This window comes from Sphingomonas faeni (genome assembly GCF_030817315.1).
GTDB lineage: Bacteria > Pseudomonadota > Alphaproteobacteria > Sphingomonadales > Sphingomonadaceae > Sphingomonas > Sphingomonas faeni_C.
Genome location: NZ_JAUSZF010000004.1, coordinates 362,372 through 389,160 on the forward strand (window position 1 = coordinate 362,372; position 26,789 = coordinate 389,160).

Here is a 26,789-nt window from a genome sequence, read left to right on the forward strand (position 1 = left end):
GCGCTGCTGACGTGGTTTTACAACATCCAACCGTCTTACCCTGCACGCCTCGCTCGCCTGCGCGCAGCGGCCCTTCGGCCGTGCGCCGCCTACGCATCGCGGCCCTCGACCGTGGTGCTCGATCAGGGACGTCCCGAAACCTCTCCGGAGAGGAGGGAGGGACGGATTTGCGGTTTCAACGAAGGAGGTCACCATGACCATTACGTTCCGCGTAGAAGACGGCCGCGCCATCCTCGCGCCAATGGCGGCAATCATCACTCCCGACCAGCTCGCATCGCTCCGCGATCTGCTTGCCGAACAATCGCTTCGGTTGGGTTTTGCCATGTTGCTCCCAGGCTACGGCCTCACCGGCGATCCTTGGTTCGGGTTCGACGCCCGCGTCTGCCATCTGTCGCTCGCGGTCGTCTCGAAATGCTTCGATCACGACCCTTCCGTTATCGCGATTCTGGACGAGGCTCAGTTCCTCGGTCGACGCGTCCGGGTGGCCCAGACTGACCCCACTGGCGACATCACGATGCGCTTGTCTCTCAACCCGGGTGCAGCCCCGGAAATAGCCCTCGCAGACCCAAAAGCTCTGGCGCTTCTAGATGGCCTTGGGATCGACCGGATGACCGCCGGCATGGTGCCGATGACGGAGCTTCGCCGGAGGCTGACGGATCCCCGCATCAGGCATCGGCTCGATTCCGATCCGGACATGGCCGAGAGCATTGAAACGCTGGCGACGATGGCGGCACTTAAACCGATCGAAGGGGAGTACCTGCTGGCGTGGATCTGATCGGTCCGGATCTATCTAAACCGACCACAAGGGACGCCCAGCCTACCGGCTGGTGCGTCCTTTTTTTGCCTGATGCTACTAAGCCGGCTGCGCCTCTTACCTGTCGAAAAAGAATGGCCGCACGAGGTAGCAACCCCGTGCGGCCATTAGCATGGGCCCGGCCTCGAACCGTCTCAGGCTTTCGCCGTGAGCCGCTTCTCGACCTCGTCCACGCCCAGCGTCTTCACCGCCTCCATCAACCGCTCCAATCGATCCAGTGGGAGCTTGAGCAACCCTACCTTCTCGACCCTGTCGATCGCCGTATCCCGCAGCTTCCTCAGATGGGCCTTTCGGCGATCTGCCAGCTTGCGTTCCTCGGCCTCGATAGCGGCCATTTCAGCGTCCAGTGACTTCGCCATATTCTTGCCTTTTGGTCAGGCTGATCGGGCTCTGAACGCACCCGGTATAGTCTTCGATCGATCACGAGAAAAGACCACAGTCACCGCATCCGCACCCAAGGAAACGCCATGACGATCATCGAAGAACAGCCCAACGAGACCCGCGCGAAGCGCAGTTTCGAACCACGTTTCCGCCAGAATGGCGGAGCTTATTCCCGTGGATCACCGGGGCACCTTCGCATCGAACCGGACGCACGAAGGGATCAGAGCAACAATGATGGATCGGGACTTCAGTAGAGCACACCCTTGCAAGCTGCGCTTGCTTTTCCCGTTAGATATCAGGTCTTTAGAGAGACCATGATAGTGTATACAACGTCTTACAGTTTGTCTTACAACGTAATACGCATCAAAAAGCGCAGATTTCCGCCCTTTCCCGCGTAAGACACCGTAATACGGCTTATGCCAAAACCACGATATCGAGCTTGTTGTAGCCGCGTTGCACAGCTATAAGGAACGTCCTCCTAAGGACCCATCAGCCTCTTTGCTAGGAGGCTGGTTACTTGAGTACCTCACGCCCTTATACCCTTCGGGTAGCCGGTGATCTGCGTGCCCGTATAGAGGCAGAAGCAGCCAAACTGGAGTGCTCGCCGTCGGACCTGGTTCGTCGGGCGATCGAACAACATCTCGACGGTCGGAAGCTGCTTGAAGGCAGCGAGCGACGCCACCTGCGCGTGACCGAGTATATGCAGGTCGCGCTCGACGCGATCATCCGGGAAAACCACCCGGAATTGCGTGAGACGCTCATCCTCGAAGCCGACCGTCGCATGAAGCTTCATCATGGCGCGTGATGACCCCAAAGCACCCCGCGAGGACATCCGGAGCGACCGGCGTCCGATCCCGCAGAAGCACCATAGCGCGCGCGGTGAAGCGCCGCGTAATTCGGGCAACTTCACCCGAGGCAGCCAGCTTCTCAATACCCAGGTCCTTATGTGGCTACAGGGTGCCAAAATGCCGGTCTACATGTGGCTTGGCATCTTCGTCATCGCCTACTCCACGATCCTCTCGCTCACCCTCGACGAGAACAACATCCAGCTCATCTCGATGCGCATCCTGTCGGGGCTGTGGGACTGGATCTCGTTCGACGAAATGAAGCGCATCAACCTGCGTCTGCCCGACAACAGCGTGCGCCACACCTACATGGGCTACGTGCCTTACGTGCCAGAGGTCATCCTTGCATGGCACAAGGCCGTGAAGGGGTTCATGGGCTCGGTCGCGATTGCTTCGTGCATCACCGTCCCGCTGTCGATCTGGTACGTCGATTTCTCAGCCCGTCGCGGCAAGGCGATGATCCAGGAACGCCATGAGCGCGGCGCCATGCTGGTCGAGCGCGATCTGCTCTATTCCGAGATCGCCCAACACAACAAAAGCGAGTTCGTGAAAGAAGCCGCGAAACTGTTCCCGGACAAGACGCCGGAACAGGTCCTGAAGCTGAAATTCAAGGCCCGCAAGATGGGCGGCATCCACCACCCCTACACCGTTGCCGGCATACCATTTCCCTTCCGTCTTGAGCAGTCACATTTCATGACGCTTGGCACCACCGGGTCCGGTAAAACGACCGTGTTCCGCAAGCTCCTTAAGGAGATGCGCGAACGCGAAGATACCGCCGTCGTGTTCGACCTGACCGGGGCCTATGTCGAGGCGTTTTACGACCCGACACGTGACACCATTCTCAACCCGGCCGACGCACGCTGCCCGGCCTGGACGATCTTCAACGACTGCCGAACCTATAGCGAGTTTACCGCTGCCGCTGGAGCCCTGATCCCCTCCGATGGCGGAGCGGCCGATCCGTTCTGGGCACTCGCTGCGCGCACCCTTTTCATCGAGATGTGCATGAAGCTCATCGAGAAGGGACTGACGTCCAACCAGGCGCTCGCCGAGAACCTGATGACCGCTGACCTCAAGCTGGTTCACAAGCATCTCGCCAACACCATCGCCGACCCCATCACGGCGCCTGAGGCCGCCAAGATGGCTGAGTCGATCCGGGCAGTGTTCAACACCAACGCGCAGGTCCTGCGCTTCCTGCCCGACGAAGGTCCGCAATACTCGATCAAGGACTGGATGACGGCCGAGAAAAAGTCCGGCTCAATTCTCTTCATCACCTCCAACTACACCGACCTCGAGATGAACCGGGCGCTGCTCACGCTCTGGTCGAACCTCGCCATTCACGCGCTGATGACGATGAAGAAAACCCGCAATCTGCGCACCTGGTTCGTGTTCGACGAATTGGGCGCACTCCACCGACTGCCGGCGATCGAAGACGGCCTCCAGACCGCCCGCAACTTCGGCGGTGCAATGGTTCTCGGGCTGCACTCGTTCGACAAGCTCATCCAAGTTTACGGCGAGGAGAATGCCCGCAACTTGTCGTCACTCGCACGCACCAAACTGATCCTCGCCGCGGCCGACCTCGACACCGCTGAACAGGGTGCCCGCTACATTGGCAACCGCGAGATCCGGCAGATGGATGAGGGGTACAGCTATGGGTACAACAACACCCGCGACGCCTCGACCCTGACCCCCCGCAAACAGATCGAACCGCTGGTCATCCCCGACGACATCATGAACCTTCCGAGCCTGCACGGCTTCGTGAAGTTTCCCGATGGCTTCCCTGCTGCCCGCATCCGCCTGGAATGGGAACATTACCCGACCGTTGCCGAGGGCTTTATTGAGCGGAAACCGGCAAAGCCGGACGAGCATGGGAAGGTTGTTCGCGGAGGTGGTGGCAAGCCGCAGGGTGGTGACGATGACGTTGGACGGGGAGATGTGCCCGGTCTGACAGAAGAAGAGGTTGAGCCGGCAAACGTGGCCAACACCTTCGCCACCAACATTCTGTCACAGCCGACCGAGAACGAGGTCGACAATTCGCGCGACGCGACAACCGTCGAAGCCACCGCCAGAACCGAACCGCAGGTGCCACTTCAGGACATGCGTGAGCGCTCCCGCGATGACGATAGAAAGGACCGCGAACGGTCACTGGAGGGTACGTCCGTCCAGGCGCGCAGCGAGGACCAGCAGCGGCAGAAAGACGATCCTACGCCGACCGGAGAACGGCCGGAGGATCTGTCGATCAGGGAGGCGCGCGATGCCTTCCCGGATGACGGATACGGGATGTAACAATGCACTCGATCGCATCCGTCAAATCGGCATCCGGTGCCGCAAAATATTTCACCAAGGACGACTTCGTCAGCGGCGAATATTACACCGACGAGAAGGCCGGTGACGTCAGCATGTGGGGTGGCGAAGGTGCTGCCGCAGCTGGCCTTACCGGCACCGTTTCGCAGGAGGCATTTGCAAAGGCGCTGAACGGAGAGCTGCCATCTGGTGAAAAGGTCGAGGTCCGGGACGGACGGCGTCCTGGTTTCGATCTCACTTTCTCCGCGCCAAAATCGGTGTCGGTCATGGCCTATATCGCCGGCGATAAACGTATCCTCGGGCCTAACGGCGTGCAAACCAAAGCGGTCCAGCAGACCATGGCGTGGGTGGAGAAGAACCTCGCTGCCGGTCGGATCACCAAGGACGGAAAAACCGAAAGGGTAAAGACCGGGAACCTGGTCTATGCACTGTTTCAGCACGACACGAGCCGGGCGCTCGATCCTCAGGCGCATATTCACGCGATCGTCGCCAACATGACGCAAATGCCCGACGGCAAATGGCAGGCGCTTGATGCGCAGAAGCTATGGGCCAGCAACACGGTGATCGGCTCAATCTACCATAGCTTCCTCCGTAACGGGTTGGAGAAGCTTGGCTACCAGACCCGGATGGACGGCAAGCATGGCACATTCGAGATAGGCGGGGTGCCAAAAGCGGTGCTGGAGACTTTTAGCCAGCGCCGCGGACACATCATGGAAAAGGCAGCCGAATTAGGCATCGTCTCCCCCAAGGGTCGTGATGGCGTTACGGTAAACACCCGCGATCGCAAGCTGAATGTCGAAGACCGCGACGGTCTGGTGCTCGACTGGATGAAGAAGGCCGCAGAGCAAGACTTTGACGGCAAGAAGCTGCTCGAGGGAGCGTTAGAGAACGTCGCAAAGCTGGAGCAACGAGAGAACGCTGGCTCGATCGGGCGGGGCTACACCGTGATCGCAGACGCAGTAAAAGTCGCGATGGAGACCGTGTCGGGATTGCTGCGATCACCGGACCCACTGGTCGACCGCGGTTTCGTTCGCCTAGCGCAGTCCACCGGCCAGGCTAACGCGCAGCTTGCTGTCGCCTCCGCGATCCGCAGTCTTAGTCAACGCGAAGCGGCGTTCGATAAAGACAAGGTCGCCAAGAAGGCCCTCGACTTCGGTCTCAAAGGCGTCACCATCGACCATGTCGAGGCGAGGGTCAAGCAGCTCACCGAGAAGGGCAAACTCCTATCTGGAGAGATTACCCACCAGGGTCAGAAGGTCGATGCGGTCACAACACCAGAAGCGCTTCGGACCGAAGAGAGCATCCTTGCGCGGGTGCAGGCGGGTAAAGACGCAGGTGCCCCGATTGTGGCACCCTCGGAAGCGCCAGACCGGCTGCAGGCCGCCTCCCCTCACCCCCTGAACGAAGGACAGCTGGCAGCTGCAACGCTGCTCGTCTCGACCTCGGATCGCATCATCGCGGTCCAGGGCGTCGCTGGCGCCGGTAAGTCGACCATGCTGCAGGCCGTTGCCCGCGTCGTCGAGTCCGAGGGCAAATCGGTGATGGGCCTCGCATTCCAGAACAAGATGGTCGCGGACATGAAAGAAGGGATGGCGCGGCCGGACGCCATCCCCACTCGCGAGATGTCCGTCGATCAGATGCAGGATTCTGGGGTCAAAGCCGAGACGATCGCTCACTTTATCTGGCATAACGAAAAGCACGTCACCAACCCGAACACGCCCGAGGCTCAGGCGCGTCGTGACGAGCTGAAGAATACGATCATCGTCGTCGACGAGACGTCGATGGTGTCGAACCGTGACATGCTCAAGATGCTGACGATCGCGGAATCGCTCGGCATCGAGAAAGTCGCATTGATCGGCGATCGCCAGCAGCTCCTCCCCATCGATGCCGGCAAGGCCTTTGCCATGATGCAGGCTGACAAGATCGGCATGGCCAGCATGGATGACAACCTTCGCCAGCAGACTGATCAACTGCGCACGGTCGCGGCGCTGGCCAACATTGGCAAGGCGGGTCAGGCCATGAAGGTGCTTGGCGGCAAGGTCGTCGAGCATGAGGATCCATCTGCCCACGCCTCCGACCTGTGGCTGGCCCTGTCGTCGGATGAACGTGCCAACACGGCCATTTTCGCGTCCGGCCGCGAGACCCGTGCAGCGATCAATCAGGCGGTCCAGAAAGGCCTGAAGGACGAGGGCACGCTCAAAGGTGATGGGCTATCTATTGCGGTCATCCAGAACGTGAACATCGAGCGTGAGGACCTGCGCTACGCCAAGACCTACGAGAAAGGGCAGCGGCTGGAGATCAAGGGCTCGGTGCCAGAGCTTAAACTCGAACGCGGCGTAGCTGAGGTCCGGCGCACCTTTGCCAACGGCAAGGTCGAGATCGTCAAAAACGGTAAGTCGATCAAGTTCAGTCCCCAGAAGATCGATCCGATGATCGACAAGGATCGTATGTCGCTCGCGACGATCGAGACGATCCAGATTCACGAAGGCGACCGGATTCGGTGGACTGATAACGACAAGGAGCGCGGCATCTACAATGCCTCGCTGGCCACGATCGCCGGCATTGAGAACGGCAAGGTCACCGTCGAACTGGCGAACAAGGACCAGGTCACGCTCGAGAAGAACGACCCGATGATGCAGCGGATGGACCTCGCCTACGCGCTCAACATGCACATGGCGCAGGGCATCACCGTCAACAAAGCCATCACGGTGATGCAGAGCTTCGAGCGCAATCTGTCAAACCAGCGCCTGTTCAACGTCGGGGTCACACGCATCCGCCTCGACCTGACCATGGTCGTCGACAACCAGCAAAAGCTCGAGATGCAGCTGGATAAGAACCCCGGCGACAAAACCTCATCGCTGGAAAGCCTCGGCCGGCTGGATATTGATGGTGCTGCCGTACAGACCAAAGCGGCCGACGATGCGCTGACGAAAGCGATGGAAAGCCTCGACGAGGCGAGCAGCGAGAAGATCCTGATCGATCCCGCCAGCCTCGACATGACCGACCTGCCGCCAATGGGAGCGTCGACGACCGATTATACCGACCTCAAAAACCTCGATGGGGAAATGCCGTCGATCAAGGACGGCCAGGACGCTGATCGGCGTGATGCTCGCGCCGATCGGAAGGACGACGAGCTCGGCATGCGTCCGCTCGACATGGACGACCTCAGCGCCCTTCCTGCGATGCTGAAATCAAATGAGCAGATCCGCGGGCTTCCAGAGAAAAACCTCAGCTTGGATATGTGAGCGCAGACATGACGATGGAAAGCTATCCCCTCTCTACAAAGGCCCTCTGACCATGGACAAAAATATCGCGGCTGTGATCGCCTTGCTCGGCCTGTTCATGATTTTGAAGGCGCTAAGTGGCGCTGGCGCTAGCATCGGGAGCAGGCGACCGCTGGCCAAGCGGTTCATGACCCCTCGCGAGCTGGCAATGCTCGATATCCTGGAACGCTGCCTGCCCGAATACCGCTTTCACGCGCAGGTCGCGATGGGCGCGTTGCTGAAGGCCCCTCCCCGACTGATCGGCAAAAGCCATCCTGCCGATCGCAATGCCTTCTCTCAAAAGATCATTGATTTCGTGGCGCAGGATCGAGTGACGGGCGCGATCGTCGCGCTGATCGAGGTCGATGACGCGAGCCACAATGCTCAGCGAGACAGCCGGCGCGACGCAATGACGTCCCATGCCGGCTACCGCACAATTCGCATCGGCCGCGCTGTCCAGTCCCGGGTCCACGAGGTTCGGGTCGCAATCGCGCCGCTTTTTCAGGCTCACGCCATTCAAGGGAACGCTTCGTCATGAGCATTGCCGTCGTTAGCGTACTTCGTGCTTTCGAGTACAATTGGATGGCCTCGAGACTACGCTTGGTCACCATCAGAACAGTGTGCCCAACGACACATCGGGAACAGCGGGAGGTGAGTCATGGGGTTGGCTGACCGCGACTATATGCGAGCGCCACCCAGGCAACGTGGCCGTACAACCCGTCTCGATGCCGCGCCGACCGACGGTGTCATCTGGGAGGCAACGGTCAATTCTTGGCCTGCAGCCAGACCGCGACACCGCCATCGCCGCCTGATGGGGCTGGCATTCTGGTTCGCGGCCGGAACTGCCGTCTTCACGGCCCTGTGGGCGATCGCCTGCGCGATGATCGGAGCGCAATGGCACGGCCAAGGCACCACCTTCACGCGGCACACTACGCAAAGCGATTCACATACCGAGGAGGGTAATGATGCAGCACGCCGAAAGTGAACCGTCCTCGGCCGAGCTCCTGATACCCGATGCGCTGTCCGACACGGACTTGGCGGACAGCTTCCGGACTCAGTCATTCCACCTGATGCAAGCGCATCCCATCGCCGCTGCGCATCTTGTCCTCGCAGCCGCCTCGATCGCGCCGACATGTGATGCCGAGCAGGATGTCGCGGACCAATTCTCCTACGCGATCGTCGATTTCGCGCAGCAGCTCGGTGTCCTGCACCGCCGCGCAGTCAACCGGCGAGCCCAGGACGCCAAGAGTGTCGCAAATGGGCATTGATGACCGCGACTACAATCGCGAGCGCTATCGCCAGCGCCAAGGACTCGCCGCTGGAACGACATGGTGGAATGACCGCAAAGGCCGACGGGAGCTTCATGAAGACCGAACGGCGGTGCCGCTTGGAAGCGCTAGCTGGATTGGCGGAGGCGGCAGCGGCACCGGGGTTGGTGGTGGCTGGTTCGATGCCGCAAATCGTGGTTTCGACTATCAGAAGAACCGGCATCGACCTAGGCGCCACAGTCGGACGCACCCAGCGCAGAAATGGATATTCCTGCTATGGGCGATACCGATCCTGATCCCCGCGTATCGTGAGGCAAAACGCTCCGGCTGGATTCCAGACCGCGCCGCGGAGCTGCCCTTCCCCGCGTCCGGGACCGTCACGGTCAATGATAGCGTCGACCCGAAAACGGCAACTTCACAGATCAAGGTGAATGCGGCCCAGGCAAATGCCGTCGTAGAGCTGTTCGATCGCGAGACCGATCTGCACGTCATTTCTGTCCATGTGAACCGAAACGAGGACGTATCCGTACCGGTGCCACCTGGCACTTACCGGATGAAGATCATCAAGGGGACAAGTGGCATGGCCTGACGACGTGGTTCGGTGCATCGACCATCTATGAGACTGTGGTGCGACCGATGGTCTTCACACGGCGAACCAGTCGGATGATCGACTTACATCGGTCGCCGTCCGGCAACCTGCACACCAGCATCAACTTTACGAACCCAAAACCGCTCAATTGAACAAGGGGAACACACATGGATCGGACACTCGCAATCTTTGGGACGCTTGCGATCGCCCTCCCCTCCCCTCCCCTCGCGACGGCGCAAAAGCTCGTTAAGGGCGGCAGCGGCATTGATGGCGACATGGAGGTGCCTTGCGGCGACCGATCGCTAGGGACAATCGCGCTGAGCTAGAAGCGTACGCGGTGAACCCTGCCGACGGGCTCTTTGCCGTTATGGTGGCGCTGATTTGGGTGCCTAACGCACGGAGCGGATGCCCGGGTGTTGCCGCCCCCTCCCCCCTTTGCTGAAGCTGTCGGTGTCATAGTCGGGCGATCCCCTGCTCGTCGCCTGCGGAGAGGGTTTAGATGGCCTTCAGCGCGAGCGGCAGCTTGCTGCGGGTGGATCGGTCGCTGGCGCAAACAATCAGGCTGCGCTGAAGGCGGCAGATTACCAATTGCATGCAAAGCTGCTCTATTCCGCCAACGATCCTAATAGCAGCGGTGGTTGTCTAACTCCAGCAGGCCACAACGTAGGCCAGTGAGCAGGGTGGATATCCGCAGGATATCCATTTGATTTGGCCACCATAAGGATATCCAGTCAATATTCTTTGGTTGGCGATCATTTACCGGATACCATATCCATATGCCACCATATCCATATGCCACCATATCCATATGCCATCATATCCATATGCAATCATATCCATATGCAATCATATCCATATGCTACCATATCCATATGCTACCATATCGCAAGGGGATCCAAAGGCTATCAAAAGGATATCCATCGTATATGTATTGCGCTATTAATATGGTTTCGATAGGCAACCGTCAGCCTATGCATGGCCAATCGATCGCAATAGGCAATTAGTAGCCTAGTAAAATGTTAATGAGGAAACGCAGGCATGCCAGCGATATCAGTAGCAAACCCGAAAGGGGGTGCCGGCAAAACGACCCTTACGTTCATTCTCGCTGGGGAGTTGGCTCGCAGCGGCGCGTCGGTTGTCGTCGTCGATGCTGATCCAAACGCGATCATAGCGAAGTGGGGCGCCAGGCGTACCGCTGAGGGGAGGGCACTTCCGTTTGAGATCGTAGCAAGCCCTAAAGAGTCAGAGCTAGTAAAAGTGCTCGACGCCCTCACAGAAAAGAACGACTTTGTTTTAATCGATCTTGAGGGGACTGCTTCGCGAATGACATCACGAGCACTTGCCCGCTCTCACTTGGTACTGATTCCGTTCAATCTCTCGCCGATTGACGCAGAATTAGCAGCTAATGCCGTTGGTTTGATACACGAGGAGGCGGAAGCCTTAGGCCGCGTTATTCCGTACCGCCTCGTCCGGAGTCGTGACAACGCGGCGATTGAGACAAAATCTGCGAAACGAATTACCTCAGCAATCAAGGACGCTGATCTACCCTTGCTCAACAAGGGACTGGTAGAACGAGCGGCTTACCGTGACGTATTCGATTTTGCATCAACATTGGAAGAACTGACCGATGAAAAGACTTCAGGACTTGCGGCAGCCAAACGAAACGCATTCGAAGTTGCGTACGCAGTCGTAGAGGCTGTGCGTGAGGAGACTGACCGATGAGCGGTTATGGGTTCAAGAAGCCTAATGCGGCATCGGCTGACGAAGTCGCCGACAAACTCAATCTTTCCGGCCTCTCGAAAGCGCCCCTTCGTATCGATCGTGTGAGAGAAGAGGAGGCAGTTGCGCGTGGCGCTGCAATGGGGTTCGTCGATCGCGCCCAGGGGGAGAGCGAGAGTGTCTCAGCTCGACCTAGCCGACGTCGGCGGGAAACCGTCGCGCAGGGAAATCTCTTTATAAAGGGTCCACAAGAAACACTCGACTGGTTCGTTGAATTTACCAACCAGCGTGGTCACCGTTCTTATTGGCAGGCACTTGAGGAACTGCGGGCACTTACCGCGAAGGGTTAGGATCCTTCTAGGCACCGAGCCTCCCGCAAGTAAGGCAAGCGAACGGGCTAATAATCTTCGTGGGTATCCAAAAAAAAATCACACTGGCTAGTTTCGTTTATCAAGACCCCGTGTGAGGAGGCGGTCAATCTCTGCCATTGCGATATCAAGATCCGCAGCCGCTGCACAAAGCGGACCGTGATCGAGGGACGCAGACAACGACGGAGACGAACCGGGGAGGGCGGGGGATACCAAACCTCCCGTTTCGAGCCCAACGAGTCTCGCAGCAGCAAGCGCGCGCGCCTGGATATCGGCACCGGCGCGCGACAAGCTAAGTGCGCGCATGAGCTGCTTGCGCGTGGTCGGACCGAGCGCCGCCAAAAGCGTCCAAGCCTCAAACGCACGGGCGTTGCGGGATAAGCCGGCGAGGGCCTCACGACCGCGACCCAACACCGACTCTATGCGCTCCAAGTTCGTGAACGCGGCCAACGCTTCATGCGTGCTATGGTCGACGAGCGCGGCAGCCCGCTGGGCATCCGTGACATCGAGGCGAAAGACCGTGCGCGGGACTATCCCGGTAACCTGTGGGACGATGCCGCGTGCAACAAGCACAAGGTTCAGGGCCCAGCATCCGGCCGGCTCGGACGCAATGTAATGCCGCATCGATCGGGAGGGCAGGGGGAGTAGCGCCTCGTGCCCAGAGCTTTCGGCGAAGTCCGGCGCGCGGATCAAAACGTCGACCGCGACCGCAGCGCGCGCCAGCCCATGGAGCGGATGATCCGGACCGGCGTCCGCCAGTCCGCAGGCACCGGTGAGGGGGCCACCAGCAGCCGCCTGCGCCAAGGCGTCCTGGGCGGCGTTGAGCAATGCCAGCGCATTGACCTCGAACCCGCGCGTCGCGTTGACCATGCGAACGACCATCGTTGCAGCGTCGGCAATCGGTGGCACCCCGTGTGCAGCAAGCCAGAGCACGACGGCGTCGCGGCGGGGGTCGTCGGTCAGGAGGATCGAGAGGGCGTCAGTAGAGGGCTGGTGGGCAGGGCCGACGTTGCCAATGCCGGCATCGCGTCGATACGCGCGCCACGCGTCAGCCACGGTGGCGAGGCTCGCAACCTTGCGGAATTCTGGGGAGGCAAAGCGAATTGCACCCGCCAGTCGACCGAGCGCGTAGCCCAGCGAAGTATGATCAGTGAACGTCATTGCGCCCACCATATGCTAGCAATCGCGCGATCACTAGGCAGCACCATGTGTCATGTATAATAACTTACCATAGTCGGACATTATGGTAAGTACAGGGATGTGCTACGAAGGCCAAATGCAGGGTAAATCGAACCAGCGGGCAGGGCCCGCGTGAGCGAAATCGTCGTCCATCGCACTGACGGGGAGGGGCTGCCGGTCCGAGCGCGACGTGGCCTCGTCGAGCCGATCGATGCCCGCGTCACCCGGCTGCTGGCGCTTGCGCTGCCGGCGGACGCCGGGCCGTTGAGCGAGATCGGCTTTACCGCCCAGCTCGGCGCGATGGCGGCGGCCAGCAAGGCGGCGCTGGCCGCGGACTTGACCTGCTATCTGGCCTGGTGCGACGACAACCGCGCCACGCCGCTGCCCGCCGACCCTGAAGACCTGGTCCGCTACATCACCATGCTCGAGACGCGCGGCGCCAAGCCCGCGACCGTTGCCCGGCGGGTTGCCAGCCTGGCCACCGCCCACAGCCTGTCAGGGCTGCAGGAGAGGGGGCATGCGCCCACCAGCCACGTCATGGTGCGAGCGGCGCTCAAGGGCCTGCGTCGTCGTCGTGGCGCTGTGCAGCGTCAGGCGGCGCCGTTGCGCTTCGGCGCCTCGCTCGATCCGCACACCAAGGGGTTTACGCTGACGGCGCTGCTGGGGGCTTGTGGCGGCGATTTGCAGGGCCTGCGTGACGCTGCGCTGCTATCTCTGGGCTATGATGCGGGACTGCGCGTCAGCGAGCTCGTCGCGGTCACCGTCGCGCACATCGATCCGCACAGCGACGGTTCGGCGCTTCTGTTCATCCCATCGTCCAAGACCGATCAGGAAGGGCAGGGCGCCTGGGGCTGGCTGTCTGCCGATACGATGCGCCGGGTTGGCGCCTGGCTGGTAGCGAGTGCCATCACCGAGGGGCCGGTCTTCCGCCGTGTCGGGGTCGATCGGCGCCGTCTGCGCGCCGCGGTTCCGCCGATGGCGTACGAGGCGATTCCCGGGCACACGCGGCACTGGCAGGAGAAGCTGAAGGGCAAGAAGGCTGAACCCGCGCGCACCGTCTATACCGTCGGGACGGCCCCGCTTAGCCGGCAGGGTGTCAACGGGATCTATCGGCGTATGGCGCTGAGTGCCTTCGATCAGGGGCTGGTGGAGATGCCGATCGCAAAGGTTGAGGAGGCGGCGAGGGCGCTGTCCAGCCATTCGTTGCGCGTCGGCCTTACCCAGGACCTGTTCGCGGCCGGCGAGGACGGTGTCGGTATCGCGCAAGCGCTACGCTGGTCTTCACCGTCGACCGCGCTGCGCTACGGGCGCAAGCTCGCGGCCCGCAGCAATGTTGCAGCGCGAGTCTTGTCTCGGATTAGAAGCTAATCAGCCGCCATGTTTTGACGACTGACTGCGGGGTAGTAGCGCGTCTGCTGACTAAACGTTCCAGTCTATTGATAGCCGCCATTTTCTTCGCGCTCTTTGGCGGCATCCTCCTGCACTTTTTCCATTTCCTCTGCCTCTTCGGACTGGGTCGCGTCATCGGTTTTCGGATCGTCGGTCATGTCTGTCTCCAACTGAATGGGGTAATTGCTCAGGCCAGCTTGAGGCCTTCCTTGTTCATCGCGATAGTGATGTGCGTGTTTTGCTCGTCCGAAAGCTGATTGCGAAGCTTCGGAAAAAGATCGTTCTCCTCCTCGCGCATGTGCTTTTCAATCATTCCGCGGAATTCCTTCAGCTTCGGCAGCCATGCGGGGTCGTCCCTGGACATTTCCGTAAGATCGAAGAAATACTGCTTCACGTAGCCATGCTCGTGATTAAGGTGATCCGCTGCGTCCGTCAGGCCTTGATCGCGCATCATCGCATAAACAACATTCTCTTCCTGAAACGCGTGCTTGCTGACCGCGTGTTTCAACTGCATCAGCAGAAACGATCGACGACCGGTCGCGTGGCTACTTGTCTTCTCTAGCAGGTCAAAGATTTTAAGCGCTGCCGAGTGTTCTGCCGCTAGCGCTGTATCCCAGTTGCCCGCCATGGCGGTTGGCGCCTGTACAGCGGCCTTTCGGAGCAGGTTCGCGAGGAGACCAGTCCCAGCTATCTTTCGTGCAGATGTGGGCTCTGCATCAGCAGAAACGATCGACGACCGGTCGCGTGGCTACTTGTCTTCTCTAGCAGGTCAAAGATTTTAAGCGCTGCCGAGTGTTCTGCCGCGCCATGGCGGTTGGCGCCTGTACAGCGGCCTTTCGGAGCAGGTTCGCGAGGAGACCAGTGGCAACGCCGGCCGCGGCGCCAATCGCTATCTTTCGTCCAAAGTTTCCAGATGTGGGTTCGTGCGCTGCCGTTGTCATGTGGTTCGCTCCTCTGTTCGAGGTAGCAACGACGATGATCATTCCCTGTTCCGGCAGGCTGGCAATTCAAAGCGGACGCACGATCGGCCCTTGCGCTGTCGCCCAGATCTGGGACTAAAATGCTCCTACGCAATCCGACGATCGCTGCCGTTCAGCAGCACCGGTCGTTGGTACGCGACGATCTTCCGAGCGAAGTTCGTCGTGGGCGACTCCCGATCATGGGAATCGATGCCGGGTGATTTAATGAGCTTGCGAACCAGGAACCGCGCATCCGATTGCCCGTTCTTGTTTTTGTAAAATACAATAAAGTAACTACGGTACGGGAGTGTAGCGGTGAATGATCCGAAACCCACAGATCGAAATTATCTCCGCGTCGCGCTAGGGGTTTTTATAGCAGCCATTCTGGTAATTATCGTCGTGGCCACTTTACAATATTGGGGCGATAAGCGCGACCCGGATGTGATATCGGAGACGAGCGGACAGTAGGTAGACTCACAGATGCCTCGGCGTATGGTGGGATGCCGAAGGTTACTGGACGCTGTTCTTAATTAATACAGCTATGAGATCTAGGCAGCCAGAATATAGTCTGGCGAAGGCTTCTCATCGATCTACTTCGCCGAAAACGATATCGATCGATCCGAGAACGGCCGTCACGTCAGCCAGCATGTGCCCCCTCGTCATCATGTCCATCGCTTGAAGATGGCTGAATCCCGTTGGACGTATCTTGCAGCGGTAAGCGCGGTTGCTACCGTCACTGATAAGATACACCCCGAACTCCCCTTTGGGACTCTCCGTGGCGACATACACCTGCCCCGCCGGTACGTGAAATCCTTCGGTAAACAGCTTAAAGTGGTGGATGAGGGCCTCCATGGACTGCTTCATCTCACCGCGCTTGGGCGGAACCACCTTGCGATCGGCACTAGCCGTAGGCCCTTCGGGCATATCGCGCAGGCACTGCTTCATGATGCGTGCCGACTGGCGGACCTCCTCGACTCGGACCATGAAGCGGTCATAGCAGTCGCCGCTCGTACCGACGGGCACTTCGAAATCCATTAGTCGGTAGACGTCATAGGGTTGCGACTTTCTCAAGTCCCATGAGATGCCGGAACCACGCAGGACTGGTCCAGAAAAACCCCATTTTATTGCGTCTTCCTGACTAACAACGCCGATATCGACGTTGCGCTGTTTGAATACGCGATTATCCGCCACCAAAGCGATCGCATCTTCAAATAGTCTTGGCAGACGAGTGTCGAGCCACTCGTTGATATCAGTCAAAAGCTTTCCGGGAACGTCCTGACGAACTCCGCCGGGCCGAAAGTAGTTGGCATGCATACGCGATCCGGAGACGCGCTCGTAGAAATTCATCGTATCTTCGCGTAGCTCGAAAAGCCAAAGATTCGGCGTCATGGCGCCGACGTCCATAACGTGGCTGCCAAGATTTAGCAGATGGTTCATAATACGCGTCAGTTCTGCGAAGAGAACGCGAATATACTGACCTCGAATCGGCACCTCTAAATCCAAGAGCTTCTCAATAGCCAAGACGTAGGTGTGTTCCATGCACAAAGGTGAGCAATAATCCAAACGGTCAAAGTATGGAATGGTCTGTAAATACGGCTTGTTCTCAATAAACTTTTCGGTTCCCCGGTGGAGAAAGCCGATGTGCGGATCCACGCGTTCAACGATCTCGCCGTCAAGCTCGAGAACCAGTCGTAGCACACCATGGGCAGCGGGATGCTGCGGCCCGAAGTTCACGGTGTAATTTGCTATGCGGACGTCTCGCTGGGCGTCGTCATCGTTGGCGATCGGCTTATTGTCGGGGTTGGCCATGACGTTACCTTTCTAACTGTCCACTCCGTTAAGTCCGCGACGGACCAGGTATGAACAACGTAGGTTAACGTTCTTTGGAAAAACCTGTCGCTTGCCGCGCAGGGGAGGGCGTTGACAGCCACGAGGGCACGCTATGTTATTTGTCGTCCTTATTGGGTCTTGAAGGCCGGCGCAGTTTTTGGGCGGGCGGTTCCGCCGCTAATCGTATCCAGGTCGGCGCATGGTCGCTGGTCTTCTCCCAGCCGCGCACGTGACGATCGACCTGCGCGTCCTGAAGCCTATTGGCAAGCGATTGGCTGAGCAGCAAGTGGTCGATGCGAAGACCCGCGTCCCGCCCGTACGCGTTCCGGAAATAGTCCCAAAAGGTGTAGATCGTCTCGTCCGGGTGAAGCGTGCGGAGCGAGTCCGTCCAGCCTTGTTCGATAAGCCGCGCATACAGCGCCCGGACCTCGGGCGTGAACAGAGCGTCGTTGGCCCAGCGTTCTGGTTTGTAGACGTCGGCTTCCGTGGGCATGACGTTGAAGTCGCCCGCGAGCACGACCGGCAGGCCGCTCTCCAGCAGCGTCGCTGCGTGCCTGATGAGTGTCTCGAACCATGCGAGCTTGTAATCGAATTTGGGGCCGGGGCGTGGATTGCCGTTGGGCAGGTAAAGCCCGCCGATGATGATGCCGTTGACCGCAGCCTCTATGTAGCGGCTCTGCGATGGGTCGGGATCATTCGGCAGTCCGCGCCTTGTCTCGTGGATCTCACCGACCCGGCTGAGGATGGCAACGCCGTTCCAGCTCTTCTGGCCGTGCCAGATAGCGTCGTAGCCGAGATCACGGATCGCGGTGGCCGGAAACTTCTCCTGCGGTGCTTTGAGTTCCTGCAAGCAGACGATGTCCGGCTTCTCCTCCTCCAGCCAGCGCAGCAGCACGGGCAGGCGGCCGTTGACGCCGTTCACATTGTAGGTGGCGATTTTCATAGACGTTCAGAGATCCGGCAGCACCTGGTCGGCGCGTCCCCAGCCCGCGAGCGCCGTCGAGCCTGCGCGCTTCACGAGTTCGGCAGCGTCACCCACATGCCAGTGCGCCGGCGTGTCGATCGTCTCCATTTCCTTCCAGGTGATCGGCACGGCGACGGGAGCGCCGGCGCGCGCGCGAACGGCGTAAGGCATGACTGCGGTCGCACCACGCTGGTTGCGCAGGTAGTCGACGAAGATGCGACCTTTGCGCTGCGCCTTCGGCAAGGCAGCAGTGAAGTTGTCCGGGTCTTTCTGCGCCACCGCCATCGCGAGGCGATGCGCGAAGTCTTTCACCTCTGCCCATTCGGCTTGAGGCGTAAGCGGAGCGATGACGTGAACCCCCTTGCCGCCGGTGACCATCGGGAAGGTCTCCAGGCCGATCTCCTTAAGGAGGTCGCGGAACTGGAACGCGGCCCGTCGCACCGCCTCGAAGTCGAGGCCTTCGTCCGGATCGAGGTCGAAAACGAGACGATCGGCTTTCTCTACATCCTCGATGCGAGCGCCCCAGCCATGGAATTCGATCGTCCCCATCTGCACGCAAGTGAGCAACCCGTCGGGTGTATCGACGTAGAGATACGGCTCCTCATGGCCGTCCTTTTCGAGAATGGCGACATGATGCACGTTCGTCCCGAAGGTGCCGGCGTCGTGCTTCTGGAAAAAGCACTTTTTCGCCCGGCCCTGTGGGCAACGGACGAGGCTGATCGGTCTGCTGCCGACCCAGGGCAGCATGATTGGAGCCACCGCGGCGTAATGGTCTGCGAGCTGGCCCTTGGTAATACCGCCTTCGGGATCGATGACGCGGTCGCGGTTTGTGATGACGACGCTGGACGCAGCTTCGACAGCGACACTTGCCACCGGCGCCTCCGTCTCGAGCACGACGGCTTCCGCCTTCTTGTCGGCACGCAGACCGAGATAGCTCGGATGGCGAAGCGTGCCCTCGTTCGTCATCTCGGTATAGGCTATCTCCGCCACCAGCACCGGCCTGATCCAATGCGCACCTTTGACGGCCGCGCGCGGCGCATCCACCGGCGCCTTGTCGCTGGCGAGCGGCTCCATCAGTTCACCGAGCTTCAGGATCTCGTCGTTGTCGAAGCCAGTGCCGACCTTGCCGGCATAGCGCAGCTTGCCATTTTCATGGACGCCTAGCAGCAGCGAGCGGAAACCCCGGCCCTTGTCGGACGACGTCCAACCGACGATCACGAACTCCTGCCGCTTGATGCACTTGGTCTTGAGCCAGGTGCCAGCTCGGGAGCCGACATAGGGTGCGTCGGCTCGCTTGGAGATGACGCCCTCGAGTCCCGCTCCGCAGAACTTCGCGAACAACGCCTCGCCTTTGCCGACGATGTGATCCGAATAGTGGATCGGCCCGGTGCTTCCCTCCAGCAGCGTAGCCAAGCGGTTTTTGCGGTCGATGAGCGGCATGTTGGTCAGATCCTCGCCGTCTAGGCTAAGGAGATCGAAGGCGTAGAATTCGAGCCTTTGCGGCTCGCCTTTGATCGCGGATTGCAGCGTCTGGAAGTTAGTCCGGCCGTCGGCGTCGATCACGACGACCTCGCCGTCGATGAGAGCGGATCTAGAGGGAAGGGCCTTCACTGCTTCCACAATTGGTTTGAACTTGTCCGTCCAGTCCAATCCGGATCGTGTGAATGCGTGAAAAGAGCCATCACCTACGCTAACCAGGCAGCGGTAACCGTCGAACTTCAACTCGTGGAGCCAGCGATTGCCCTCTGGTACGTGATCCACCAGGGTTGCGAGCTGGACGGGCTGAAATGGAGGTGCTGGAATGGGAGTTCCGGAAGCTCTCGAGCTACGTGCCCCATCGGCTTTACCAGGCTTTCGCGCCATCGATGCGCCTCACTTATGCCAGTTGCGGGGGGCGTCTGCGGAATGCGCTACTAGGCTCGCGCGACCCCACCTCACTTAGCCGATTTGAGCTTTACCGCAGCCTCGTCCAGCTTCTCACGGCTATTTCCTACCTTGTTGATAAGGTCTTCCGCTTCCTGCGTGGTAATATCGTGCTTGCGCGCAAAGTAGCTCACTTCATAGTCCTCACCAGCGGCAACCCGTGCCCGGTCCCCGGCGCCGCGTTTGCTCTTGTCGTCAGCCATGCGTTTTCTCCTCGTTTAAAGAATGACGTTCGTTCGATCTGGTTCCGAACCACTGCCACATCGATTCTGTGAAAGTGCGATGACGGAACGGTTTACCTCGTGCGGGGTAAGTCACTCATGTCACCAATGATCGGAACCGCAGGTTGGGCGATCCCGGCCATCGACAGACCATCGTTCCCAGAGAACGGAACGGCGCTACGGCGTTACGCTGAGAGGTTGCCCTGCGTGGAGGTGAACTCCTCTTTCTACAAGTCGCATAGACGATCAACGTGGGAACGCTGGGCGGCATCAGTGCCGGACGGCTTCCGCTTCGCAGCAAAGGTTCCGAAGGAGATCAGTCATGGTCGCCGTCTGGTCAATGCGACGGACCGGCTCGATCAGTTTCTGAATGAGGCCGGCGGTCTCCGAGGCAAGCTGGCAATACTCCTCCTGCAGCTTCCGCCGAGTTTTGCCTTCGATCCGGGGGTGGTCGCAGGCTTCCTGGACGCTGTGTCGGACCGGAGCGAAGCACAGATCGTATGTGAGCCCCGTCACGAGAGCTGGTTCTCGCCTGAGGCTGACGCGCTGCTTGCCGAACATTATGTCGCGCGGGTGGCTGCTGATCCTGCAAAGGCGCCGGGAGCCGAGCTGCCGGGTGGCTGGCGCGGCCTCACCTATTTGAGGTTGCACGGCTCACCCGTCATGTACCGATCGGCGTATGGGGAAGAGCGCCTGCGTTCCTACGCCAACGTGATCGCCGTAGACCTGGCTGCGGGGCGGCAGACGTGGTGCATGTTCGACAACACCGCGTCCTCAGCAGCTCTTGGCGATTCGCTGCGCCTTTTACGGATGTTCGGTACAACGCCTTCGGTTTCATGATGGTTGGTAACGTCAGTCGAACTTTGAACGAGCCCGATCATCGCGCGTTCGTATGGACAGTCGGTAATTACACCTGAGCGGGGAGCAGCATGGCGACGACCGATCTCCTGCCGATGGAGGCGAAGCTGATCTCGGATCTACCGGACGACGGAACGTGGCAGTTCGAACCCAAATGGGATGGCTTCCGTGCCCTCGTCTTCCGCCGGGGTGATGACATCGAGATCATGTCCAAGTCCGGGAAGTCGCTGAGCCGCTACTTTCCGGAGGTGGTGCACCTCATCCGACAGGTCCATTGTCGGGAGTTCACGCTCGATGGTGAGCTCATATTACCGATTGGTGACGTGCTCTCGTTCGATGCGCTGCAGGCCCGGCTGCACCCGGCAGCCAGCCGCATCGAGCGGCTCTCGCGCGAGACCCCGGCTCAGATCATGCTCTTCGACTGCCTGATGGTGGATGGTCGGGATTCCCTTGCCGAGCCGCTTGGCGAGCGTCGGTTGTTGCTGGAAGCCTTTCACCGTGATCATGGTGGACCATCCATACTGCTGTCGGAGCGCACCCTCGACATCGCCGTCGCACGATCATGGCTTGCCCGTGGTGGTGGCGCACTTGACGGGGTGGTGGCGAAGCGCCTGGATGAGCCTTACCGCCCCGGAGAGCGCGCCATGCTGAAAGTGAAGCAGCATCGATCTGCCGACTGCGTCGTCGGGGGCTTTCGCCGCGTCAAGGAAGGCGAGGGCGTCGCATCGCTGCTGCTTGGGCTTTACGACGACGACGGTCGGTTAAACCATGTTGGCTTTACCTCAGGCATAGCCGCTGCCGAGCGTTTAGAGATGCTTCGTCGCCTGGAGCCGCTCATCGAGGCACCGGGCTTCTCCGGCAAAACTCCCGGCGGACCGAGCCGATGGAACAGCGGCAAGGAAAACGAGTGGGAGCCGCTCAGGAGCGAACTCGTCGTCGAAGTGCTCTACGATCAGGTCACAGGCGACCGCTTCCGCCATGGCACGAAGCTTCTGAGGTGGCGGCCGGACAAGGCGCCGAACATGTGTCGCATGGATCAGATGATGCATGCTGTGCGCCCGGCAGAGCTTGCTACGATCACAGCGCCACGGGGATAAGGCTACTATCCGTCCGCCCGCTGCGCCTGCGCGGTTATCGCCTTTAGCGTCAACGCGTCCTCGATGGCATGGCCGTCGATGTCGTTGTTGAAATAGATCCAGACCTCGCGCCCCTGGTGGGTTTGGTCGACCAGCCAATCCGCCCATTCGAGCAGCCGTGCGTCCGCATAACGTCCCCAATATTTGCCTTCGCCGCCGTGGAGGCGGACATAGGCCGTGCCGGCAACCGCCAGTCGTGGGCTTTCGAGGCCGGGCATGTCGTGGGCGCAAAAACCCGCACCGTGCCTATCGAGCAACGCGAATACAGCGTCGCAATACCAGCTGGGATCGCGGAACTCGAAGACGTTGGTGACGTCCTTGGGAACAAGTTCCAGGAAGCGTTCGAGCCGATCCAGGTTCGCGCGAAACCGTGGCGGAAGCTGGTAGAGGACCGGGCCCAGGGCGGGCTGTAGGTGTCGGAACGGTGCCATCATCCGTTCCAGAGGTTCCTCGCAATCCTTCAGTTTCTTGGCTTGGGTGATGAAGCGATTGGCCTTCACCGCGTAGCGAAAACCCTCCGGGGTCTGGTCGCGCCATGCATCGAATGTCTCGGCCTTTGGCAGGCGATAGAAGCTGTTGTTGATCTCGACCGTGTCGAAATGAGCGGCGTAGAAAGCGAACCAGTGCTTCACCGCCAGCTTCTCCGGGTAGAACCGGCCGCGCCAATGCGGATACACCCAGCCGGAACATCCGATGCGTATACTCGACGACGCAATGGTGTTCACAACTGCACCTATTTGCTGGACGGGATCGTTCGCACGGTCAACGCGGCTAGCGCCAGCATCAAGGTGATGCGGCTGCTCCTCGGCTTCGCCGCCACAATTTTGGCGAAGCTCTGGTCTTCGGTAACGCCGACGTTACCAAAAATCTTGGCCTTGTCGATATCGGACCGATTGACCGTCACGCCTTTACTTCGGCCCGTGGGAAAGCCGCATATGCAACGCCGGGGGGCTAGAGGGGGAGGGCGGTCGTGTTGATCCATAGCCGCGCACTAGTCCCACCGAATTTAATGGATGCCATTCACTAGCTTATAAGCAGCGGTTCGTTTGAGACGGTCGCTGACATAGTGCGACGCTTGCGCCACAGGCTCCAGCCAATAAGGAGACCGGCAACGGCGCTGCCGGTCAGAATCACAACAGGCCTTAACCCGGTACGCACCGCCACGCGATCCAGCGCCACCTCAAGACTTCCTGCCGCGTTCACGGCGGACGGGATAACCCGAGTGTCGAGAAACACCTTGGGCGCAGACGGGCGGGACGGCTGTTTCATCAGATAGTCTCGTCCGACAGTCATCCGGCTTCTCCCTTGCTGATCGGTATCTTGGCTCCACCATAATGTAGGTCAACGACACCGCATCGTACCTGATAAAGAACGTAAGCACGCGGCGGATGTATCCGCTTTCTTCCCCCAGCCCGGAGACATCCGATGGAAAAACCCACCTTCAAGCCGTATCGCCTGCCTGCCGGTGGCTGGGGCTCGGCGCGGTCCGTGCGCGAGATACTGAACCGTGAGGGCGTCGCCGCCAGCGGCCCCATAGCGCTTACCCGCCACAACAAGGTCGATGGCTATCAATGCAACAGTTGCGCCTGGGTGAAACCTGCCAGCCCACTGCCGCTCGAGTTCTGCGAGAACGGGGTAAAGGCCGTCGCCTGGGAGATTACGGCGCATCGCTGCACGCCCGCCTTCTTCGCCGAGCATACCGTCACCGAATTGCTCGGTTGGGACGATTACCACCTCGAACAACCTGGCCGATTGACCCAGCCTCTGCGCTACGATGCGGAAATCGACCGCTATGTTCCCGTCTCTTGGGGCCATGCGGTCCAAGAGATTGCGCGAGAACTGCGTGCGGTCGAGGATAAACGGAAGGGCACGGTCTTCTACAGTTCAGGTCGTCTGTCCAACGAAGCGAGCTATCTCTACCAGTTGTTCGCGCGACTCTATGGCAACAACAATCTGCCCGACAGCTCCAACATGTGTCACGAGACCACTTCCGTGGCATTGCCCGCGAGCATCGGGCAGGGAGTCGGCACCGTGGACCTGCGCGATTTCGCCCGGTCCGACTGCATCATGTTCTTTGGGCAGAATCCTGGCAGTAATTCACCGCGGATGCTCCATCCCTTGCAGGAGGCGAGCGAGCGTGGCGCGGCAATCATTACCTACAACCCATTGCGCGAACGCGGGCTGGAACGCTTCATCAATCCGCAATCGCCAACCGAGATGCTGACGGGCCGGGAAACCAGGATAAGCTCGCAATATCATCAAGTGCGAGCAGGGGGCGATCTTGCCGCGATCACTGGCATCTGCAAATCGGTACTGGCGCTGCACGAGGCCGCACTCGTGGCAGGTAAAGCCGCTATTCTCGACGTAGCTTTCATCGCCGAACACACGCAGGGGTTTGATAGCTTCGTCGACTGGTTGCGTGAGCAGCAATGGGACGCGATCGAGCGCCACTCCGGTCTCCATCGCGCCGACCTTGAAGCGACCGCAACAGTCTATGCGCGATCAAAGGCTGCAATCGGGGTGTATGGCATGGGGCTTACCCAGCATCAGGCGGGGGTGGAAACCGTACGCATGTTGGTCAACCTACTACTGATGCGTGGCAACATGGGCCGCGCGGGCGCGGGCATCTGTCCGGTGCGCGGCCATTCCAACGTGCAGGGCCAACGCACCATGGGAGTGACGGAAAAGCCCGAGCTGTTCCCACTCGACCGTCTCGGAGAGCAGTTCAACTTCGAGCCACCGCGTGAGCCCGGCTACAACACGGTCGAGGCCTGCGAGGCGATCCTCCGCGACGAAGTGCAAGCCTTCATCATGATGGGCGGCAATTTCGTGCGCGCCATCCCCGATCATGGGCAGATGGAACCAGCGTGGCGAAAGCTGCGCCTGACTGTCAACGTCATCACCAAGCTCAACCGCAGCGCGCTCTTGCCTGGTGAGATCAGCTACATTCTTCCTGTTCTCGGCCGATTGGAGATTGATGAGACCACAGCCGGTCAGCAGGTCCTGTCGATCGAAGATACTACTGCCTGCGTCCATGGCAGCCGCGGCCTGCGCACGCCCGCCTCGCCGCACCTCCTCAGCGAAGTGCGGTTAATCTGCGAATTGGCGAAGCAGGCGCTAGATCCCAATCCGCGCGTGCGCTGGGACGATTACATGACCAACTATGCGGAGATCCGAAAGGAAGTAGGTGTGACGCTGCCCGACAGCTTCAACGACTACGAGCGCCGCATGTGGGAGCCGGGCGGCTTCCAGCGCGACCTTCCAGTCAAGCGCCGCGAATGGCGTACGAAGAGCGGGCGTGCCGAGTTCGTTATTCCCGCCGGTCTCGACGAGGATCCGGACATGCCGGATGCGGACCACGATACATTCCGGCTTATGACGCTGCGTAGCAACGACCAGTTCAACACGACCGTGTACGGCTATGACGACCGATTCCGGGGTATTAAAAACACCCGAAAGGTGGTGCTGATGAACCGTTCAGACATTGATCGGCTCGGTTTTCGGGTCGGGCAACTCGCCACGCTTAAAACGGTGGCTAATGACGGCGTGGATCGCGAATTGTCGGGCATGATCGTCGTCGCCTACGATCTGCCGATCGGTTGTGTTGGCGGGTATTATCCGGAATGCAACGTTTTGATGCCGATCTGGCACTATGCAGCAGGAAGCAAGACGCCGGCCGCCAAGTCGATCCCTGTGACCATCCACAGCGACGGACCGGAGATCGTTGCGCCGGAAATGGAGTATGCTGGTCGCCAGTGAAGATCCGCCTTGAAAGCGCGGTCGCGATTTCCCGGTAGCGCCTTCAGGGAGCTCAATCGATGTCGTACTTGGCGTGTTGACTGCGATGCCGATCTCGCAGGCGGACATATGAGTTTCAACGGCGATAAATCAGGCCAGGTTGTTGGCGCTTTATTGTTACTCGTCTTGGCAAGCACAGGGAAAATCATACCGCGCTATTTCTTCAACATTGAAGGCCACCTCCGTGACGAAAATAACCAGGGTACGGAACTCGCAGCGGAGGCTCGGTTGCGCGCTATTGGCTTTGCTACAGCTATTCTAAAAGGCGATCCCGACCTCGTTTGGAACGGTCGCGAACTTATCGTTCAGGTGTTTGACTATCACAAAGATTCGGTGGACGATATAGATGTACGGGCGGAAGATCGATTAGTAGTTCATTCGTCTGAGGCTCGTTTTCAATTATAGAGTTCGGAATCCTACACTTCGGCTGCGCGTGATAAACGAGCAACGTCTTGAGCGGAAAGATTTGTCAAAATGTACCCTTCCCCGATCGTTGCCTTGTTCCAAGGTAGCCTATGCAAAGTTTCCCCGACGCCGCCGACGCCCCCGGTACGAACGATAAAATAGTCGATCTGTCCGCCAGCGCATGCCGCCAAGGCATCGACCATATAGGCGACCGTTTCACCGGTAGGCGTCTTAACGGGGAGGCCATCGAGACGGCCGAGGGAGAAGAGAGCCTCGCCGGCGTCCTGCTTGCTACGCTCCACCTCGGCGACAGTGACGTCACTTATGCGGGCCTTTCGACCCAGCCAACGCCAAATGCCAAATACATCGACTACGCCGAGGAAGATGTTCGAATACAGCAACTGAGTCTGGCCGGTCGCCGCTCCTACTACGATCCAGGCCACAGCGCCGATCGTGAAGATCACGAAGCCCCAGCCGGTAACGCGAGCGCCGAGGTTTGATGCCGTCAGCAAAGCCGCGATACATGTCGCCGCCAGCGCTACCCAGCCTGATAGATCCGTCATTCTATGCTTACCTCGG

At 59.7% G+C, this 26,789-nt stretch carries 24 protein-coding genes and 1 pseudogene; 14 read left to right on the plus strand and 11 right to left on the minus strand.

The annotated features are described in order from the left end of the window. Positions 1–193: 193 nt before the first annotated feature. On the plus strand, positions 194–775 hold the full coding sequence (locus QFZ54_RS19855; protein ID WP_307090393.1) for a hypothetical protein: 582 nt from the start codon (positions 194–196) through the stop codon (positions 773–775). A gap of 173 nt (positions 776–948) precedes the next feature. Here QFZ54_RS19855 and QFZ54_RS19860 read toward each other — a convergent pair whose 3' ends face one another. After that, the gene (locus QFZ54_RS19860) at positions 949–1,173 is read right to left on the minus strand and encodes a hypothetical protein (protein ID WP_307090395.1); all 225 of its coding nucleotides are present in this window, start codon (positions 1,171–1,173) and stop codon (positions 949–951) included. A 108-nt stretch (positions 1,174–1,281) separates the two neighbouring features. On the opposite strand from QFZ54_RS19860, the gene QFZ54_RS19865 reads away from it, so the two are divergent. After that, the gene (locus QFZ54_RS19865) at positions 1,282–1,449 is read left to right on the plus strand and encodes a hypothetical protein (RefSeq protein ID WP_307090396.1); all 168 of its coding nucleotides are present in this window, start codon (positions 1,282–1,284) and stop codon (positions 1,447–1,449) included. A gap of 272 nt (positions 1,450–1,721) precedes the next feature. On the opposite strand, the gene QFZ54_RS19870 is transcribed toward QFZ54_RS19865, so the two are convergent. Further along, positions 1,722–1,991: a hypothetical protein gene (locus QFZ54_RS19870; RefSeq protein ID WP_307090398.1), complete on the minus strand. Its 270-nt coding sequence runs from the start codon at positions 1,989–1,991 to the stop codon at positions 1,722–1,724. On the opposite strand from QFZ54_RS19870, the gene QFZ54_RS19875 reads away from it, so the two are divergent. The 7 genes from QFZ54_RS19875 to QFZ54_RS19905 all read left to right on the plus strand — a co-directional run bounded on the left by QFZ54_RS19875 (position 1,990) and on the right by QFZ54_RS19905 (position 11,530). After that, on the plus strand, positions 1,990–4,323 hold the full coding sequence (locus tag QFZ54_RS19875) for a type IV secretion system DNA-binding domain-containing protein (RefSeq protein WP_307090400.1): 2,334 nt from the start codon (positions 1,990–1,992) through the stop codon (positions 4,321–4,323). The genes QFZ54_RS19870 and QFZ54_RS19875 overlap by 2 nt on opposite strands. A 2-nt stretch (positions 4,324–4,325) precedes the next feature. After that, the gene (gene mobF / locus QFZ54_RS19880) at positions 4,326–7,586 is read left to right on the plus strand and encodes a MobF family relaxase (protein ID WP_307090403.1); all 3,261 of its coding nucleotides are present in this window, start codon (positions 4,326–4,328) and stop codon (positions 7,584–7,586) included. Between the two features lie 52 nt (positions 7,587–7,638). After that, positions 7,639–8,142 carry a DUF2726 domain-containing protein gene (locus QFZ54_RS19885; protein ID WP_307090405.1) on the plus strand — a complete coding sequence of 168 codons (504 nt, stop codon included), beginning with the start codon at positions 7,639–7,641 and terminating at the stop codon, positions 8,140–8,142. A 427-nt stretch (positions 8,143–8,569) separates the two neighbouring features. Next, entirely contained in the window at positions 8,570–8,872 is a 303-nt protein-coding gene (locus tag QFZ54_RS19890; RefSeq protein WP_307090407.1) for a hypothetical protein, read from the plus strand. Continuing rightward, a complete protein-coding gene (locus tag QFZ54_RS19895; RefSeq protein ID WP_307090409.1) occupies positions 8,862–9,461 on the plus strand; it encodes a hypothetical protein in 600 nt (199 codons plus the stop codon). Before QFZ54_RS19890 ends, QFZ54_RS19895 begins: the two co-directional genes overlap by 11 nt. A 1,038-nt stretch (positions 9,462–10,499) precedes the next feature. After that, on the plus strand, positions 10,500–11,183 hold the full coding sequence (locus QFZ54_RS19900) for a ParA family protein (RefSeq protein ID WP_082445157.1): 684 nt from the start codon (positions 10,500–10,502) through the stop codon (positions 11,181–11,183). Continuing rightward, entirely contained in the window at positions 11,180–11,530 is a 351-nt protein-coding gene (locus tag QFZ54_RS19905; RefSeq protein WP_307090412.1) for a hypothetical protein, read from the plus strand. Before QFZ54_RS19900 ends, QFZ54_RS19905 begins: the two co-directional genes overlap by 4 nt. An 87-nt stretch (positions 11,531–11,617) precedes the next feature. Here the strand turns inward: QFZ54_RS19905 and QFZ54_RS19910 are convergent, their stop codons facing one another. Beyond that, positions 11,618–12,709 (minus strand): hypothetical protein, encoded by a 1,092-nt coding sequence (locus tag QFZ54_RS19910; protein ID WP_307090414.1) that lies wholly within the window; start codon positions 12,707–12,709, stop codon positions 11,618–11,620. Between the two features lie 150 nt (positions 12,710–12,859). Here QFZ54_RS19910 and QFZ54_RS19915 point away from each other — a divergent pair, with 150 nt between their 5' ends. Then, positions 12,860–14,095 (plus strand): integrase, encoded by a 1,236-nt coding sequence (locus QFZ54_RS19915; RefSeq protein ID WP_307090416.1) that lies wholly within the window; start codon positions 12,860–12,862, stop codon positions 14,093–14,095. Between the two features lie 208 nt (positions 14,096–14,303). Here QFZ54_RS19915 and QFZ54_RS19920 read toward each other — a convergent pair whose 3' ends face one another. The 5 genes and pseudogenes from QFZ54_RS19920 to QFZ54_RS19940 form a co-directional block, all read right to left on the minus strand. Beyond that, entirely contained in the window at positions 14,304–14,744 is a 441-nt protein-coding gene (locus QFZ54_RS19920) for a hemerythrin domain-containing protein (RefSeq protein WP_307090418.1), read from the minus strand. A gap of 913 nt (positions 14,745–15,657) precedes the next feature. Then, a complete protein-coding gene (locus QFZ54_RS19925; protein ID WP_307090420.1) occupies positions 15,658–16,884 on the minus strand; it encodes an NADH-quinone oxidoreductase subunit D in 1,227 nt (408 codons plus the stop codon). A gap of 136 nt (positions 16,885–17,020) precedes the next feature. Beyond that, positions 17,021–17,848 (minus strand): exodeoxyribonuclease III, encoded by an 828-nt coding sequence (gene xth / locus QFZ54_RS19930; protein ID WP_307090423.1) that lies wholly within the window; start codon positions 17,846–17,848, stop codon positions 17,021–17,023. Between the two features lie 6 nt (positions 17,849–17,854). After that, positions 17,855–19,738, minus strand: a pseudogene (gene ligD, locus QFZ54_RS19935) (DNA ligase D); the annotation flags it as partial. Positions 19,739–19,803: 65 nt separating this feature from the next. Continuing rightward, positions 19,804–19,995 (minus strand): DUF3606 domain-containing protein, encoded by a 192-nt coding sequence (locus QFZ54_RS19940; RefSeq protein ID WP_307090425.1) that lies wholly within the window; start codon positions 19,993–19,995, stop codon positions 19,804–19,806. A 126-nt stretch (positions 19,996–20,121) separates the two neighbouring features. Between QFZ54_RS19940 and QFZ54_RS19945 the strand changes: the two genes are divergently transcribed. Continuing rightward, positions 20,122–20,853 (plus strand): DUF72 domain-containing protein, encoded by a 732-nt coding sequence (locus QFZ54_RS19945; RefSeq protein ID WP_307090427.1) that lies wholly within the window; start codon positions 20,122–20,124, stop codon positions 20,851–20,853. A gap of 89 nt (positions 20,854–20,942) precedes the next feature. Next, a complete protein-coding gene (locus QFZ54_RS19950) occupies positions 20,943–21,968 on the plus strand; it encodes an ATP-dependent DNA ligase (protein ID WP_307090429.1) in 1,026 nt (341 codons plus the stop codon). Positions 21,969–21,973: 5 nt separating this feature from the next. Here QFZ54_RS19950 and QFZ54_RS19955 read toward each other — a convergent pair whose 3' ends face one another. Together QFZ54_RS19955 and QFZ54_RS19960 are read right to left on the minus strand one after the other, a co-directional pair. Continuing rightward, the gene (locus QFZ54_RS19955; protein ID WP_307090431.1) at positions 21,974–22,732 is read right to left on the minus strand and encodes a DUF72 domain-containing protein; all 759 of its coding nucleotides are present in this window, start codon (positions 22,730–22,732) and stop codon (positions 21,974–21,976) included. Between the two features lie 8 nt (positions 22,733–22,740). Beyond that, a complete protein-coding gene (locus QFZ54_RS19960; protein ID WP_307090433.1) occupies positions 22,741–22,911 on the minus strand; it encodes a hypothetical protein in 171 nt (56 codons plus the stop codon). A 521-nt stretch (positions 22,912–23,432) separates the two neighbouring features. On the opposite strand from QFZ54_RS19960, the gene QFZ54_RS19965 reads away from it, so the two are divergent. Together QFZ54_RS19965 and QFZ54_RS19970 are read left to right on the plus strand one after the other, a co-directional pair. Next, complete coding sequence (locus QFZ54_RS19965; RefSeq protein ID WP_307090435.1) at positions 23,433–25,766, plus strand: FdhF/YdeP family oxidoreductase; 2,334 nt, start codon at positions 23,433–23,435, stop codon at positions 25,764–25,766. 108 nt (positions 25,767–25,874) lie between these two features. Next, positions 25,875–26,210, plus strand: coding sequence for a hypothetical protein (locus QFZ54_RS19970; protein WP_307090437.1), 336 nt, complete (start codon positions 25,875–25,877; stop codon positions 26,208–26,210). Positions 26,211–26,221: 11 nt separating this feature from the next. On the opposite strand, the gene QFZ54_RS19975 is transcribed toward QFZ54_RS19970, so the two are convergent. Next, entirely contained in the window at positions 26,222–26,773 is a 552-nt protein-coding gene (locus QFZ54_RS19975) for a PRC-barrel domain-containing protein (RefSeq protein WP_307090438.1), read from the minus strand. Positions 26,774–26,789 lie beyond the last annotated feature (16 nt).